The following is a 15279-nucleotide window of genomic DNA, read 5'->3' on the forward strand; positions in this document are numbered from 1 at the left end:
CTTCGACGGACAGTCAAGAGAGCAGACTACAGGTGGCCGTATCCCTTCCGTTCGAGTTCTGCTTCCAATTCGACGTGCATCGCTTCAACCGTCTCTTCACCGAAATGCTGTCCCGTCATGGCACCTGATATCTCTGCGATTTCAGCGTGCCACTCACGTACTGCGTCCGCAAGGGCCGCGAGGAGTTCTTCCTCCGTCTTGTCTACCCCATCGACTTCCTCAACGACCTGCCACCCCAGCTGGAAGTTTTCGAGGACGTACCCCGTATCCTCGAACTGAATCGCAAACCGCTCGCAAACCGCCCCGAACCCGGTTTCGAGACTGAGTAGTGGAATGACGTGGACGATATCATCGCGCTTCTCCAACTCACGAAGATCCGCAACGGGGACCGCAGTTTCAGGGAGCACTGAATAGAGTGGATCAGGGAGCGGCGGATCGCTTTCAGTGGTTCCCGGAGAGGCGTACTGGTCGTCGATAGGATCGCCTTTCTCTTTCACGATCTCCGGTTCTTTGTCGCTCGACTCATCACTGAGAACCTCCTTCAAGATGGCGTAGAACCGCCATTCATCACCGTAGTCGTAGAGATAGCAGATGCGATCGTACTGTTCGAGACCGAGCTGGCGGGTCATCTCGCCGATCGTCACCTCACCGGCATTCTCAATCCGTTCCGTACGCAATACCGGATCGCCACCAAGCGACTCCTCGTACTCTTGCGGGCACTGGTATTTGACGGCGCTGTCCCAGTAGTCTTCACCCTCTCCGACGAACCAGAGGTGGCCCTGGTCAAGCCCGACTGCAGGGTTGATCGCCGACTGAAACTCGGTGATAGTTCTATCCGCGCCGACAACGAGATCCCGCCACAGTGACGTCGGATCGGGGTCGAACTTGACGCGAAAGCGGTAGGCAGTCATCCTTGCATCTCCGTACCTGTGCGGAAACTGGTGAGATCGTCGATACGCTGTTCGAGCTCTTCGATCTCCGCTCGGAGCTGGTTCGCCTCATCGTCCTCGCTAGCAGCGAGTCGGTCCTTCAGCCCCTGGAGCCGGGATTCTTTCACATCTTCATCGACCTCCGCTTTGCGAACGTATTCGCTTTCTCCGACCTCGTACACATCGGAGTCGGAGAGCGTAGTGACTTCAAGTGCTTCATCGACTTTCGAGCGGTCGACGCTCAGTACACGCTCACGGTCGATGCCAGCGTTCTCGAGCCGTTCCAGCACCTGCTCGTCGTCTTTGAGCGAGCGGTTGCGGCGACTCGTCCGTTGGACAGAGCCGTACTGCCCGGACACTGGACGGTCGTGATGGAGTCGAGCGAGGAGGACATCCGCGACCTCTTGGCGGAAATCATTGGCATCTCGCTGCACATCCGAAAGCAGTGTGTAAAGATTCACCAACGCGTTCGTCTCTAGTTCAGGGAGATCTGTCACATCGTGACGTTCGAGTGCGTCGATGAGGAGGAGCGCGTCCGAGTAGACATCCAGTCCGTCGGGTTCTGTTCGTTCTTGGTCTGTGGGTTCCTGTTCCGCGCCCACCACCTGCGTCGCCGTCGCGACCTCTGATTGTGTGATGATGCCAGCGTCCTCATCAACCTCGAATCGTGGATGGACACTCAACACCGCAGGGTATGGATCGGCATCCGCCGGGAGACGGTCAAGATCAAACCCGTCCGGAGCGTCCTCGATTCGGCGATAGAGCGTTTCGAACTGGTCGCGCTGGAGCGGCCGCGTCTCGTCTCTGTCTTCGAACTGAATGATGACGCGAGCGTCCTGTACGTCAGTAATACGAAATCGCCGATGGGAGAGTGGCGTAATGAGCGTCGCACTCTCGGGGAGGTCGTCAACCTCCTCGAGAAGCGTGTGCCAGCTGGCGGTGAAAGACATATACAGTGGTTGCGAGCCATTCCGACTAAATCTTGTTCACGACGCGGCCACTGGCAGGCAGTCTCTGTAACAGACAGTCTGATACGTGGCTCTTCGGAATTACCGATATGGCTGAGACGTACGCACTCCGTGTTCAGATCGAGTCACACGAGTACGATGGCGAGTTCTATCTCGTCGGCGACGGATACGGAACCCCAGCAGACGTGTTGGATAACGTCGCTGCCGACCATCTCCTGCAAATCGCGAATGCGCCACGTATCGAAGAATACCTGCTCGATGTGCTGAAGCACGGAGAGAATACAGATGAAGCCGAGTATGAGGCGACAGACAGCAATGTCGAATGCTGGATTCACGTCGATGTCTCCTACCAGAGGTACGCCTTCGGTGTCGGGGACAGCGTGTTTGAGTTCTCAAGCGAACCGACCAAGAGTGAAATCGCGTCGACTGTCACGCAACTCCAGTCGTAGGCTGTGGACTCTCGTTTAGGGATCGAAGTGGTAGATGTAGGGGTGGTCAGCCTTCCCAGCGGGCATAATCTCTTCGAGTAGCTTGCGAACCTCGGATTCGGAGGGGGCACTAGTGATAATCCGATCATCGTAAATGGCTACATAGGCTTCATTGAGTCCCAACTCGCGCAGTTCGCGACCCAAGCTTCGGGCTCGTGCCTTCCCCATCTCCTGGTGGTAAATCCGCTCCAATTCGTCGGATTTCTCTCGTAAATGCTCGATCTCCGACGCGTATCGCTCTCGGTTACGCTTGTTCTTCATGTAGAAGCGCAACTCCTCGGCGTCCGTCTTTTCGTCTTCCTCGGGTGCTGGAAGCGAGTCGATTATGCCGAAGCGATGTTTGGCCTCTTCGTACTCGTCGTCAATGTCAGTACTGAGCGAGCCCCCGAAAATGATATTCTTAATTCCGATCCACCCGTCGTAGACGATCTGATCCTCGAATGGTAACAGAGCGACACTCGAAACCGGGACTGGAAGTGCGGATTCATCCCACAGGTCGGCGAACGGTAGCCGAGCTGGGCGGACTGCGTATGTTTTCGGCGGTTCTGTCCAATCCAGGAAGATCGCGTCGTCTTCACGATAGCGGACGACGACGAACTCCCCAGTGATGAAGTCCGTCCATGCTGCGACCTGCTCGAGATCAGCTTCCGACAGGTCAGCAGGGTTCTGTTCAACGAAGTCCCCTATCAGGTCCGTCGTTGACTCGTTGTACAGCGTGTTTCGGAGCGGCAGAAGCTCGTCAGTATAGTGCTGTTCGAGGTCAGCGACTGTTTCGATCTCTTCGATAACATCGAATCGATCGTTGACATACACCAATAGGTGGGCGTACAGGTCAAGAAACCGTTGTTCACTCTCTTCGGACAGCCGTCTGTCGGCTTCACTCATTGGTAATAGACGTGTTCACGGTCACACTAATCAGGCGTTTCGAACTTCGATCAAGCCCGTCATCGATACTCCGAGATCGTACGATACGGGATGTAGTACCCAATTTCATCGATCCAGGTCGACAGCCACACGTCAGCAGTCGCTTCATCAATCTTTCCAGCATCGATTGCAGCCAACAGAACTCCGACCGACCCGACAACGGTCACGCCCTGGTCTTTCGCAAACAACCGGGCATCTCCGTCGTCTGTGAGCAGTCGACCGTCGTGTGCGTCGGCGAGGGTGAACGCCTGTGCTTCCCCGGGATCAAGATGCCCACCAACAACGGCTTCTCTGTTTGCGACAGTATCCGAAATCGTCGCGACTGGGATTTCGTTATCAAGCGTATCGAGTGCTTCCTGGAGATATGGGTGGTTATCAACGCCGTGTTCGAGCTCCTCACGAACGACTGGTACCGTACAGATTCCAGAGAGGTCAGCAACTACCCACAGCTGATCGATGTACGCAAAATTCGAGAGGACAGTCGTGTTCAGGACGCTCGGGTTCGCTGGAATATCATCACCGGTCATTTCGCACGTGACTCCTCGTCGTCCGAATCCTCATCACCGAATTCGAGTTCGCTTGCTGCCTCTACCTCATAGGCTGCGTCGTCTTCGTCAACGAGTCCGAGACGGAGTTCGACGCCGTGCTCACGGAGGATATCACGCATTGTCCAGCGGTCGACATCAGCGAGTCTCGCAGCATCACCGAGCGTGATCCGCTCTCGTTCGTAGAGAGCCACCGCAGCTGCAATACGTTCGTTCTCGTGGTCCTCGAAGTATTCACGCACGAACTCTCGCAATGCATCGCTCTTGCCACCAAACACACCAGCCTCAACAGCACCCTCGATGAGGAGGTCGAGGTCGTCTGGATATGACCCGGTGATTCGTGCCATCGTTCTATCCCAGAGTACGTCTTCATACTATTTATGAACTACGCCAGAATACCATATGCATTGAGAAGGCCGGTCTCAACTACTGACCCCATTGGGAAGTTGAGACTACAGCGGGTATAGCGGGGCTGTAATGCGTAGATTTGACCGATTCGGTAAACGGGAACTACCTCAGATCGTTCTCCAAGCGGCCATTCTTGTTGAACTGATAACACCATAGCCGAATTTCGGCGACTTCCGACAGTGTTGCCACTCAGATGCTGCGCTAACCTAGGCTGAGGGCTTTATTACCCGATTCCTGTTTCCTTCTTCAGCAGCGTCAGCGTATTATCGGCCGTCACGATCGGTGCATGCTCGTACTCTCCAGTCAATTCGACCTGCACAAGCAGGTCCACCGCTCGCTAGATCGAGTACAACAAACAGGCGAACGCGAAGTAGAAGAACCGCAACCCGAAGTGCTTCAACGTCGTGGCGGCCATGAACCGCTTGATCGACTTGTACCCACTCTCGATCTCCCACCGGTAGCCGTACTCTGTGAGGTGCCCGCTCCCTCGATTCGTCATAAACACCGAGTACTGCCGGTGATCGTCGTGCTCGGAGTCCTCTTTCCGCCGGTAGATCAGCGTCGTCTCGTGCCATTCGTTCTTGCCGAGATGGAGCTTGCGATCGGTTTCGTATCGGTCCTGGTCACGCTGGAGCAATCGCTTCGCCTGAGCCTTCTCGCTGGTCTGCATCCGCTTCGGAACGACGTACGAGAGTCCACGCTGACTGATCATCTCCAGAACGTGCTGACTATCGAACTCCCGATCCATCAAGACGTTATCGACGTGAACGAGCTCTTCGGCGGAGTCAAGCAGATCCTCAACGATTTCCAGTCGTGTCTCCCCCTTTCGGACGGGGCGCGCGTCCAGCACGATTGGGACGGCATTGCCAACCAACTGGACCGTCGCCCATTGGTAGGCGTACTCCTCGGTGTTCTCTTTTGTCCCGATGATCTCGTCCTCGTGCCCGGTCCTGTCGCCGGCGAAAGGATCGGCTTCGGTGATATTGATTGCGACGATGCCTGCGCGGAAGAACTCCTCTGTCTCTGCAATCTCGTCGATGAGGTGCCGGATCGCCTGTCGGTACATCTCGCGAGTCTGCTCGATAGAGAGATCGCGAATGTGGCTGCGGTGGGCGTGTCCGAGTGGTGTTCGATCCCGCGTTGACTCATGAATGTAACTGCGGGCTCCTTCGTTCGCAGCCAGCCGCTCGCGAAGTCCGAGATACGTTTGTAAGTTCCAGTATGCGTTCTCGTGAATCTCACAGCCGTCTCCACGATCCAGCGAGAATGCTGGGAAGATGATGCGACTGACGTAGTCGGTGATTTTCTTTGCCCGCTCCAGAACGGTCCGACCGTCCGGTACTGAGTCGTCTTCATTATCGTTCCGATAGCTGAGCTTCCGCTCTAGTTCTCGTGGAATCTCGATACCCGCCTTCTGGGCCTTGATCAAGATCGTTCGAGCTGCCGTTTGGACGGCCTCGCGTAGGTCGACAGAGAACCGCTCGTGCCAACTGCGCCATACTGTCGATTGATTCGGCATACGCTCAAAACCGAGGTGTCGTCGAAGTGCCGGTCGCTGTTGGAGGAACGTCAAAAGTGCCGTTTCGTGGTCCCAGCCGTGAATCTCTTTGAGCAAGAACAACCGCACCAACTGTGGCATCTGATACCGCGTAGAGCCAAAATATTCGTCATGCGGTTCGAAATCGACGTATTTCAGCGGATACTGACATATGAACTCCGCAATCGACTCGTGGGCGTCGTGATCGAACCAGACTCTAGCGACGGTTCGAATGTCCGATTGGAGAGCGGATACTGAACTCCGGTCGTATAGTGGTGTCGACCCGTATGCAGGCCACTCGACGTGCTGTAACTGTGCGATAGTCCGAAAGACATCCTGTCGCGATTGCTCTGTTGATGACATTAGTCGAGAATAATCCGTCCGAGAGACGCTGTAAGGTCTCCTCGGTCAGGAGGTACAGCCATGCTTCGAAGACAGCTAGGGGACCACGTTGCTATGCGGAACGCGGTCGGATGTTACCAATTGAGGCTACCCCCGCTCTGGTATTCGGTCACCTGCGTCTCGAAGGAATTCTCTTCCTTGTTCAGGTTGACTTACCTGAAGATAGGCGCTAAGGCCCTTTCCTCAACGAGCGACCGGAGGGAGCGAGTAGGGAGGGGATACAGCGTCCCCAGAAATCAAAGATTTCTGGTGTGCGAACGAATCGCGGAGCGATTCGTCAACGCCGTCATCGCCTGTTCATACACCCGGTACACTCGGCCCGCAGGCCAACGGTCCGGAATCTTCATGTCCCTACAAAGTCTATACATCGTCTATGGAACGGTTCGAACTCAACGGCCACGAAGTCGTAGACGGCGACGTTCGCGCCACCGGCAACGGCGCACACGTCTACGTCCCGCGACGGTGGCTCGGCGCTGATGTGAAAATCATTCGCGTTTCCGAACCCGACCAAGACGACGAATAGGCCATGAACTACAACTACAGGTATCGACTCCGACCGTCCGACGCGCTCGAAGAACGGTTAGCGTGGATCGTCGATACCTGCCGGCAGGTCTACAACCACTTTCTCCACCGACTCAACGAGTAGACGACACGTCGTCCTACTCGGAACAGAAGCGCCTGCCGGACCTCAAGGACTGGTGGACCGACCTCAAGCAAGTCCACTCGAAAGTCCTACAGAAAGTCGTGCAACGACTGTACGACAACCTCTCGACGCTTCGCGGCCGCAAAGAGAAGGGCTACCGCGTCGGGACGCTCAACTGGAAGGGATCGGGAGAGTACCACTCGTTCACCTACAGTCAATCCGGCTTCGAACTCAAGAACACGAGTGGTCGGACGCGGCTGTGGCTCTCGAAGGTTGGCGAGATACCCCTCACCTTCCACCGCGACCTCCCCGACGACGCCGAGATAAAGACCGTCACGGTGAAACAAGAGCCGACGGGCGAGTGGTTCGCCACCCTCGGCGTCGAAACGCCGAACGACCCACCTGCGAAACCCGATGAGTTGGCCGACGTAGTGGGTATCGACGTGGGTATCCTGAAGTACGCCCACGACACCGACGGAACGGTGGTCGAGTCGTCGGACCTACGCGACGAGCGAGAGCGGCTGGAACGCGCCCAACGCAACCTCTCGCGGAAAGAACACGGCTCGAACAACTGGGAGGAACAGCGCAAGACCGCCGCGCGGCGGCACGCCGACCTCCGCCGGAAGCGCCGCGATTTCCTCCACAAGCTCTCGAACTACTACGCCCGGGAGTACGACCTCGTGGCGGTCGAAGACTTGGACGCGAAAGGCTTGGTCGAACTCCCCGGCAACTCCCGAAACCGCGCGGGGGCGGCGTGGGGAACGTTCCTGCGGATGCTCGAATACAAGTGCGAGCGGGAAGGCACGCACTTCGTGGCGGTCGAACCAGCGGGAACGACCAAGGAGTGCGCGGCGTGCGGTATCTCGACGGACAAGCCGCTCTGGGTCCGCGAACACTCGTGCCCGTCGTGCGGGTTCACCGCCGACCGGGACTGGAACGCGGCGTACAACATCTTGGTACGCGGTCTAAAGCAAGTAGGGACGGGCTGTCCCGAATCAACGCCTGCGGAGACTGCGCTCCCTACGGGGACCCATTCGGTTCCTGCAAAGCGCGTCGTGGAAACAGGAAGCCCCACCCTCAAGGAGCGAGCCGCGAGCGCGGCGAGCGAGTAGGGTGGGGAGGAAGTCACATGGACCACTCTATCATACCGGCCGATGGGGGATCAGCTCTCACAGGCCTTACATTCGAGGATGTCTCGGCTGAACTTCTGTGCGGCGTTCACGCTGTGTTGGTAGTAGAGACTCTTCACCCCTTTCTTCCAAGCCTCGATGTAGAGCTGGTTTATCTCCTTGACGCTCACTTCGCTCGGATCGATCGAGACGTTCAGGCTCTGTGCCTGATCGATGTGTTTCTGCCGCTGCGCTGCCTGGTTGATGATCGCCATCTGTGGGATCTCGGCGAAGGTCTTGAACACCTCCTTCTCCTCGTCGGTCAGGCAGTCGAGGTGTTGCACGCTCCCGTCGTTCTGTGCGATGCTGTCCCAGACCTCGCGTTCGTCTCTGCCTCGCTGTTTCAGTATCGCCTCGAGGAACCGGTTCTTCTGCGTCGATTTTAGCTTCGCACCGTCGCGGACGAAGTAATTCGATTTCAGCGGTTCGATGCTCGGACTGACCTGCCCCAGGATGACACTGCTGGATTTCGTCGGGGCCACGCTCATCGTCGTCGCGTTCCGGCGACCGTAGCCCTCGAGCACCTCCGGCTCGCCGAACTCGTCGGCGAGCCGACGACTCTCCTCGTAACTTCGCTCCTTGATGGTGCGGAAGATTGCCTCGTTTTTCTCCATCGCCTCCATGCTGTCGAACGGAATCATCTCGCTCTGGAGGTAGCTGTGCCAGCCGAGGACGCCGATGCCGATCGCCCTGTGCCGTTTCGCAAACCGCACCGGGCGATCCATGAACTGCGTCCCCTCCGCCTCTTGAATAAACTCCTCCATGACGGTATCAAGGAACCGCGTCAGCGTTTCCACTGCGTCGGTATCCTTCCACTCGTCATAGTGGAGCGCATTCATCGATGAGAGACAACAGACGAAACTCTCATCTGGCGTGGCTGGCAGTGCAATCTCGGTACACAGGTTGGAGGCATTGATTTCGTAGCCCTTGTCCTTGTAGACCTGTGGCTTACCTTCGTTCATGTTGTCCCGGAAAATGATGTACGGGACACCGATGTTGATCCGCGCCTCAATGATTTCTGCCCACGTCTCTCGCTTCTCCTCGTCGCCGTCGACCATCGCCCGGAACCAGTCGTCACCGATGATGACGCCGTAGTAGATGTCCTGTACGGGGTCGCCCTCGGTCTTGATGTTGAGCCACTCGTCCAGATCGTCGTGTTCAACGTCTATGTACCCCGCGAACTGGCCGCGCCGCGTCTCGCCCTGGCTGACGACGTTGATGATCGTGTCGAACAGCTCGGTGAAGCTGTAGCTTCCGTTGCTCTTGCCGTTGTTCGTGATCGGGCTGCCTCGGGGCCGGATCTCGCCGAAGTACCCGCTGGTCCCGCCGCCCAGCTTGGTCATTTCGCCTACTTCGGCCTGCGTGTAGAGGATGCTCTCCATGTTGTCCTCCATGTAGCTACCGAAGCAGCTGATGGGCAGGCCTCGGTCCAGACCGAAGTTCGACCACACCGGACTCGCGAGGCTGTAGAAGCCCCGACTCATGTAGTCGTAGAACTTGTCCGCGAAGCCGTCGTCGTCCAGGATCTCCTCGGCCCGCTCCGCGATCTCCCTGACACGCTCCTCGGCCGTGACACCCTCGATCAGGTACCCCTCGTCGAGGAACGCTCGGCTGTCCTCGTTCAGCCAGTAGAACGGTTCCTCGTGCTGCTGGTTGACCTCGTCGAGTGCTGGTTCTGTTTGTGCCATCGTTAGAACATGTCCTCCGCGGTGATGCTCTGTGCGTGTTTGTTGTACGTGGTCGACCGCTTGCTGAAGAAGTCGTTGTCCTTCGTCATCATGATGTCCTCGTCGAACCACCGTGTCTCCTCGAGCAGGTCATCGTCCGGGTCGAATATCGGCTCGACACCGACGTTCTCGAGGCTCTGGTTGAACCGGTCCCGCAGGAACGCGTCGACGTGCACCCGGGGAAGAAACTCTAGTTCGCCCTCACCGAAGATCCAGTCCAGTATCTTCATCTCTGCCTCAAACGCCTGCTGACAGGCCGCTTGGACCTCTTCTTCGAAGTCCTCGTCGAAGAGATCCGGATTCTCCTCGCGAATCATCTCTACGAGTTCGACACCGAACAGTCCGTGAATCTGCTCCTCCTTGCTGGTCGCTTCGACGGCGTTCGCGATCCCCTTGAACTTCTTTTCGTGTTTGTCGAAGCTCGTCATGATGAGGAACTGCGAGAACAGCGAGACGTGCTCGACGAACGTGGAGAACAGCAGGAGACTCATCACGTACTCCTGTGTGTCGTCGCTCTCGCTCCTCTCGAGGTACTCGTCGAGGTAGTCGATCCGCTCCTCGATTGCGGGGACGTCGGTCACCTCCTCGAAGTCCTCCGTGATCCCCAGGATGTCGAGGAGGTGGCTGTACGCGTCCATGTGTCTGACCTCGCTCTCGGCGAAGGTCATGCCGACGTTCCCAACCTCCGCTTTGGGCATCTCGTCGTAGATTTCTGCCCAGAAGGTCTTGACCTGGACCTCGATCTGCGCGATAGCCAGCATCGTCCGCTTGATGACGGTCTTTTCGGCCGGAGTCGTGTTGACCTTGAAGTCCTGCACGTCTCCCGAGAAGTTGAACTCCGTGTGAACCCAGTAGCTGTTCCGTATCGCGTCTTTGTACTCGATGACGTCGGGGTACTCGTACGGTTTGAGCTGCGTTCGTTCGGAGAAGATGTCGGTCTCCGGATCTCCGCCTGTGGTTTTGTTTTCAGTCATTGGCACGTACTCCGGAGGAATCGTCCTCTGTTGGTTGGTTTCTGTTTCCGTCGTTCTCTGTACGTCTGGACGTGGGCCATGCTCGCCCGGTCAAGAATTGACCGAACATTCGTTTGATCTGCGTATGTTTGTGTCATAGTGAGCTGTTCGAGGCTTCGAAGTCATCAAGTTCTGCATCCAAGACTGCATCAAGTTCTCTCAGGAATTCCTGCGGCTCAGAGAATGCTTTGTAAACGGAGACAAATCGAATGTAGGCTACCTTATCGAGCGTGCGGAGGTTCTCAGAAACGAGTTCGCCGATGAGACTCGAAGAGACGATACGTGCCTCTCGACCTTGCAGTTCGCTCTCGATATCGTCGACGAGAGCAGTCACTGTTGTCTCGGTTACATCCCGCTTCTCAACGGCTCGCTCGATCCCTGCGCGGAGTTTCTGTCGGTCGAACGATTCGATGGTTCCGTCGCGTTTTTTCACTTGGAGGGACTCCCACTCCGGACGTTCGTAGGTCGTAAAGCGGAACGAACAGCGTTGACACTCGCGGCGCCGTCGGACGGAGGTTCCGTCGGCACTGGTCCCTGTATCGATGACGCGTGTTCGCTCGTTCCCGCAGTCCGGGCAGTTCATAGTTGTCACTGCTTAATCCTCTAAGATCTTAACCCTATATGTGGTGTCTCTCGATTTTGACCGCAATATCTGGTGGTGAAGGCTGTCACATAAAACTTCCTCAATAGAATTGATGTAGTACAATTAAAATTGATTGGTGGGGTGGATGATTGGGATCATATGCATTGAGAACACCAATCTCAACTACTGTGTGCCGATCGCCACCGGTGGCGTATTTCCCTCAGTCTGCTTAGCAATTCCCTAGATGCAAAGGTATAGCTACCACAGATGTGCTTTAGCGATTACGTCGATGAACGCGAGATCATAGTCCATACTTCAAACTCCACAAAACGTCGACCACTTCAAGATGATCACGCTTGACGCAGTTCTGTCTCGAGATCAGGTAGAACCAGATGTGGTTCCTGCGATCCAAGAGAACGTGTGGCCAAATTTGTGGTTCTCCTTCAGAGTCACCAATATCTGTACGAGACATCTGTAACGGGTATCTGTATCCGCGAACTAGATGGCCTCCTGAAGTTAAGATCACCTCCTCTACGTATCGATGTCCACACACCCATTCCAGATTAGCGTCTGTGGTATACATCTGTAACGTATATCTGTTACAGAGATTAACTGGGATCACTTCCTACTGCACTTCGTGTGAAGACCTACTCCAGATTTCTGTTATAAATATCTGCAACGGGTACCTGTAGCAGATATCTGTAACAGATTATTGCCACAGACATATTCCTAGGTCGAGTACTCGCAATGTAGTTTTCTATTCCAGACGGACTATACAGACAGAAATTACAGATAGCTACTACAGACAATTTGTTGAACACTCTTACACCTCTATAATTGCGACATAGGAGCAGTATCCTACGGTATCAGCACTACTAGCCATGAACTACAGAGGAAATCACAGATATAAATTACAGACATCTGTTACAGATTGCTGCCCCGATCGTCTGACACAGATATATGTAACAGGCATGCAAATGAGCAGGTGTATGATAACGACCGCCATCTACGCTGAGTCCGGGGGGACGTACAAAACGACCATGACGGCGAATCTCGCAGTCGCGCTCAAGCGGATGGGCCTTGATGTCCTCGTGATCGACTTAGACCCTCAGACAGGCAACCTCACCTCACTCTTCGATATTGGAGAGAATCGTGGAGACCCGGATGCAGACAATCTCGTAAAGCACATTTTGGAAATGCCTGATGGCGACTTTGACGATCTCATCGAGACCTCCGAGGAGGGCGTCGACGTCATTCCGAGCCACGACATGCTAGGAGACTTCACCTCCAATCTTGAGCAGAAGATCTCCTACGAAACGGGGGTGAAGGGGATCTCCCGTGAAGAGTACCCACGCTTCGAACTCCTATACAATCTCCTCTGGGAGCGAGAGCAGTTGAACGAAAAGTACGACGCGGTCCTCATCGATCCTAACGCACGGGCTGAAGACCTCCTCTACAATGCCATCTACGCGCTTCGGACACTGGTGGCGCCCGTTAAGCCAGCTGGAAAGGGAAGTCTCAGCCTCGACGGTCTCGAAGAGATGGTCGGAAACATGGAAACTGCGCTGGACATCGAAATCGGGCTTTCGTGTGTGGTCCCATCCGGAGTCGGGCAGACGAACGCCCACAAGCAGTATCGCGATCAGTTCGAAAATACGGACGCCTTCGCAACGCCAGTTTCGATCGGATCGCGAGAGAGTCTGATGGACGCCATGTGGGAAGCCCGTGGCTCTGCGTTCAAAGTCGTTGAAGAGCGGTGGAAGACCTACGAAGAGAATGGCGAGATGGTCACAGAGAAGGGAGAACGTAGAGTGCCTGACCGTGAACTCGAGACGTTGGAGAAGCTTTGGCAGCTGGCAGGGTTCATAGCGACAGAGACGTTCGATGTCGACGTCAACGACGAGCTCGTCCTAGACATCGATGACTACGGGACTGAGACGATACGGGCTGACCTCACGACTGAACCGGAGGTGGCTAACTAATGGGGGGCGATTCATTCAAATCCGGGTCAGGAAACCTCAACTTCGGAGACAGCGAGGAGGAAGAAACAGATGACGAACCAGAAGAAGCCGGTAATGTTGCGAACGAGGAGGCAGATGATCAGGAACCCGAGGTAGCCACCTCAGCCGAAGAAGACGAAGGCCAGACTTCCCCAAGAGCGAATGATGCGAACAGTACCAGCGAAGAGAGCACAACGACCACCTCGACAGCCGGTGATACCGAAGCACACCAGACAGGTAGCCATCGGTATCCGTACTTCGTTCGTCGAAATAACGTCGGGGACGAACGAGACAACCGGCTTGAGCTCTTCGCTCGTGATGAGGTCGTTGCCCGAGAAGCGGAGTTTCGAAGCCAGCTTGCTTCGGAGCTCGGGACGGATGATATCGCGAAGACGGACGCCCGTGAGTATGCGCTTCTCGCGGCGTTTGACAACGTGGAAGCCGTTGCAGAACTGATGAGAGAAGACGGGTACGGCGAACTCGATTAGCGGCTGTTCATCCGTCTTTATTTAAGCCTCACACCTCGGTTGTGTAGCGGTAGCGAGTGTCTCTTGTAAGATTGGTCGTTGCTTGTGGATCTTTTGAGCGTCTTCGATCAGCCGGTCGAGGAGCGGCGGTGGTGAGTAGCCGAGGAACTCACCGAGTTCGTGGAGAATGAGCTGGGCGTGCGACCGGAAGGTCGCCGCCCAGCGCTCTGTCGGAAACACAAGCCCATCATCCGCCTGCTCAGTGACTAGATCCAACAGATCGCAGCTTACAAGCAGCGACAGCAGCGCCGCGTACAATAAGATCCTCACCACGTGTTCCTCACTCGTGTCGAACTCGTCCAGTTCGTACTGCGTCTTCAGCTCCCGGAACAGCAACTCAACTTCCCACCGACAGCGGTAGATCTCCGCTAAATCCGCCGGAAAGAACTCTTTCCTCGCTAAATTCGTCATGTACAGGTGGTAGTCGTCGGCGTCCGCGACGAGGACGCCGACGACGCGAAATCGCTTCGTATCTAGCGACTGTGTCCCATTGTACGGCCCCCGTTTGAATTCGACTCTGACCTCCACATCGATGTATTTCCGGTCAAGATCATCGAGAACAGCTCGGAGCTGCTTGCCCTCTAAGGGAATGGCGCAGCCGCGCCATTCCCGTAACTCCCCCGTAATCAGCGGATTCGCGCTCTGCTTCAGCCGACTCACAAAGTAGCCGTCGTTCTCGTCGATCAGCGCAAATCGGCGGTACTTGAAGTAGGCGAGATCGAACAGCACGAGGCGATTCTCAAGCCACAGCCCTGTTTTGAACAAGGTGCTGTCGTGCGTTTTCTAGTTAGCACTATCAAGCCGTTCAATCGTCTGCTCTGTGGCATTGTGGAGCAGGTGGAGCTTCGCTCTAGCCTGCTCCTCGCGGCGGGCTTCGAACTGATCTGAGAGAAATTCGTGTAACCGCAACACCGTTCCATCAGAGATCATCACGTCTCTAAACCGGTCGAGATCAGCGTCAACAGCGGTAGGAACAGCGACCTCGTCGAGCGCGGTCTCGACGAGGTCGCGGAGGTACTCCGGAAGCGTCGGTGTCAACCGCTGATAGAACCCGCCCGGAGAGACCGTCTCATCGGCAGTAGAGTTGTAACAGCGTCTAAACCCAGCGAGTGTTCGGCTTTCGCCTGCGGCGAAGCCGAACACGAACGCCCAAACGAGGGCAGGGATCTGGAGCTTGCGGTCACGTTCGACCACGCCGAGTTCCTCGGCGTGCTCTTCGAGGAACTCAGAGGAACAGTGTAGTGAGCCGACGCATAATCCGAGATGAGGAGTCCTTGTCGTGCACAGGCTGGACTTCCTCATTCGTTTCGAAAGATGCCTCGATAAGCCGCCGCTATCACGCGGTTTCTCGCTTAACTAAAGACGGATGGACAATATGGATAATGTCGAATGAAAGGAACGCATCAATATCTATCC

Annotated in this window: 12 protein-coding genes and 3 pseudogenes; 5 read left to right on the forward strand and 10 right to left on the reverse strand. The window is 55.9% G+C overall.

The genetic code is table 11. The features are described 5' to 3' along the window. Positions 1-26 precede the first annotated feature (26 nt). Both ACFQEU_RS00215 and ACFQEU_RS00220 read right to left on the reverse strand, forming a co-directional pair. Positions 27-911, reverse strand: a complete 885-nt coding sequence (locus tag ACFQEU_RS00215; protein WP_209486864.1) for a DUF7964 domain-containing protein — start codon at positions 909-911, stop codon at positions 27-29. Next, a complete protein-coding gene (locus tag ACFQEU_RS00220; RefSeq protein WP_379778091.1) occupies positions 908-1879 on the reverse strand; it encodes a DUF7983 family protein in 972 nt (323 codons plus the stop codon). The genes ACFQEU_RS00215 and ACFQEU_RS00220 overlap by 4 nt, the downstream gene beginning before the upstream one ends. Before the next feature lie 107 nt (positions 1880-1986). Between ACFQEU_RS00220 and ACFQEU_RS00225 the strand changes: the two genes are divergently transcribed. Then, positions 1987-2346 carry a hypothetical protein gene (locus tag ACFQEU_RS00225; protein ID WP_209486868.1) on the forward strand — a complete coding sequence of 120 codons (360 nt, stop codon included), beginning with the start codon at positions 1987-1989 and terminating at the stop codon, positions 2344-2346. Positions 2347-2361: 15 nt separating this feature from the next. On the opposite strand, the gene ACFQEU_RS00230 is transcribed toward ACFQEU_RS00225, so the two are convergent. The 4 genes and pseudogenes from ACFQEU_RS00230 to ACFQEU_RS00245 form a co-directional block, all read right to left on the reverse strand. Continuing rightward, positions 2362-3270, reverse strand: coding sequence for a hypothetical protein (locus ACFQEU_RS00230; RefSeq protein WP_209486870.1), 909 nt, complete (start codon positions 3268-3270; stop codon positions 2362-2364). A 59-nt stretch (positions 3271-3329) separates the two neighbouring features. After that, the gene (locus tag ACFQEU_RS00235; RefSeq protein ID WP_379778094.1) at positions 3330-3836 is read right to left on the reverse strand and encodes a PIN domain-containing protein; all 507 of its coding nucleotides are present in this window, start codon (positions 3834-3836) and stop codon (positions 3330-3332) included. Beyond that, positions 3833-4201, reverse strand: a complete 369-nt coding sequence (locus tag ACFQEU_RS00240; protein ID WP_007992717.1) for a UPF0175 family protein — start codon at positions 4199-4201, stop codon at positions 3833-3835. The genes ACFQEU_RS00235 and ACFQEU_RS00240 overlap by 4 nt, the downstream gene beginning before the upstream one ends. Positions 4202-4485: 284 nt before the next feature. Next, positions 4486-6162 (reverse strand): annotated as a pseudogene (locus ACFQEU_RS00245) (transposase). A gap of 412 nt (positions 6163-6574) precedes the next feature. On the opposite strand from ACFQEU_RS00245, the gene ACFQEU_RS00250 reads away from it, so the two are divergent. Together ACFQEU_RS00250 and ACFQEU_RS00255 are read left to right on the forward strand one after the other, a co-directional pair. Then, positions 6575-6724, forward strand: coding sequence for a DUF2080 family transposase-associated protein (locus ACFQEU_RS00250; RefSeq protein WP_209486872.1), 150 nt, complete (start codon positions 6575-6577; stop codon positions 6722-6724). Positions 6725-6727: 3 nt separating this feature from the next. Then, positions 6728-7956 (forward strand): annotated as a pseudogene (locus tag ACFQEU_RS00255) (RNA-guided endonuclease InsQ/TnpB family protein). Positions 7957-8006: 50 nt separating this feature from the next. Here the strand turns inward: ACFQEU_RS00255 and ACFQEU_RS00260 are convergent. The 3 genes from ACFQEU_RS00260 to nrdR all read right to left on the reverse strand — a co-directional run bounded on the left by ACFQEU_RS00260 (position 8007) and on the right by nrdR (position 11336). Continuing rightward, positions 8007-9701, reverse strand: coding sequence for a ribonucleoside-diphosphate reductase subunit alpha (locus ACFQEU_RS00260; protein ID WP_128904688.1), 1695 nt, complete (start codon positions 9699-9701; stop codon positions 8007-8009). Positions 9702-9703: 2 nt separating this feature from the next. Next, entirely contained in the window at positions 9704-10714 is a 1011-nt protein-coding gene (locus ACFQEU_RS00265) for a ribonucleotide-diphosphate reductase subunit beta (protein ID WP_379778096.1), read from the reverse strand. 133 nt (positions 10715-10847) lie between these two features. Next, positions 10848-11336: a transcriptional regulator NrdR gene (gene nrdR / locus ACFQEU_RS00270; protein WP_128904686.1), complete on the reverse strand. Its 489-nt coding sequence runs from the start codon at positions 11334-11336 to the stop codon at positions 10848-10850. A gap of 989 nt (positions 11337-12325) precedes the next feature. On the opposite strand from nrdR, the gene ACFQEU_RS00275 reads away from it, so the two are divergent. Together ACFQEU_RS00275 and ACFQEU_RS00280 are read left to right on the forward strand one after the other, a co-directional pair. Further along, positions 12326-13318 (forward strand): ParA family protein, encoded by a 993-nt coding sequence (locus tag ACFQEU_RS00275; protein WP_379778098.1) that lies wholly within the window; start codon positions 12326-12328, stop codon positions 13316-13318. Next, a complete protein-coding gene (locus ACFQEU_RS00280) occupies positions 13318-13824 on the forward strand; it encodes a DUF7970 domain-containing protein (protein WP_379778100.1) in 507 nt (168 codons plus the stop codon). The genes ACFQEU_RS00275 and ACFQEU_RS00280 overlap by 1 nt, the downstream gene beginning before the upstream one ends. A gap of 21 nt (positions 13825-13845) precedes the next feature. On the opposite strand, the pseudogene ACFQEU_RS00285 reads toward ACFQEU_RS00280, so the two are convergent. Beyond that, positions 13846-15118: pseudogene (locus tag ACFQEU_RS00285) on the reverse strand (IS4 family transposase). Positions 15119-15279 lie beyond the last annotated feature (161 nt).

Origin of the sequence: Halorubrum tibetense, assembly GCF_042661865.1 — an archaeon.
In the GTDB taxonomy this organism is placed as follows: domain Archaea; phylum Halobacteriota; class Halobacteria; order Halobacteriales; family Haloferacaceae; genus Halorubrum; species Halorubrum tibetense.

Excerpts from the sequence above, each read along its gene's own strand:
- ACFQEU_RS00215 (WP_209486864.1), bottom strand. The coding sequence starts at position 911 with ATGACTGCCTACCGCTTTCGCGTCAAGTTCGACCCCGATCCGACGTCA.
- ACFQEU_RS00220 (WP_379778091.1), bottom strand. The coding sequence starts at position 1,879 with ATGTCTTTCACCGCCAGCTGGCACACGCTTCTCGAGGAGGTTGACGAC.
- ACFQEU_RS00225 (WP_209486868.1), top strand. The coding sequence starts at position 1,987 with ATGGCTGAGACGTACGCACTCCGTGTTCAGATCGAGTCACACGAGTAC.
- ACFQEU_RS00230 (WP_209486870.1), bottom strand. The coding sequence starts at position 3,270 with ATGAGTGAAGCCGACAGACGGCTGTCCGAAGAGAGTGAACAACGGTTT.
- ACFQEU_RS00235 (WP_379778094.1), bottom strand. The coding sequence starts at position 3,836 with ATGACCGGTGATGATATTCCAGCGAACCCGAGCGTCCTGAACACGACT.
- ACFQEU_RS00240 (WP_007992717.1), bottom strand. The coding sequence starts at position 4,201 with ATGGCACGAATCACCGGGTCATATCCAGACGACCTCGACCTCCTCATC.
- ACFQEU_RS00250 (WP_209486872.1), top strand. The coding sequence starts at position 6,575 with ATGGAACGGTTCGAACTCAACGGCCACGAAGTCGTAGACGGCGACGTT.
- ACFQEU_RS00260 (WP_128904688.1), bottom strand. The coding sequence starts at position 9,701 with ATGGCACAAACAGAACCAGCACTCGACGAGGTCAACCAGCAGCACGAG.
- ACFQEU_RS00265 (WP_379778096.1), bottom strand. The coding sequence starts at position 10,714 with ATGACTGAAAACAAAACCACAGGCGGAGATCCGGAGACCGACATCTTC.
- nrdR (WP_128904686.1), bottom strand. The coding sequence starts at position 11,336 with ATGAACTGCCCGGACTGCGGGAACGAGCGAACACGCGTCATCGATACA.
- ACFQEU_RS00275 (WP_379778098.1), top strand. The coding sequence starts at position 12,326 with ATGATAACGACCGCCATCTACGCTGAGTCCGGGGGGACGTACAAAACG.
- ACFQEU_RS00280 (WP_379778100.1), top strand. The coding sequence starts at position 13,318 with ATGGGGGGCGATTCATTCAAATCCGGGTCAGGAAACCTCAACTTCGGA.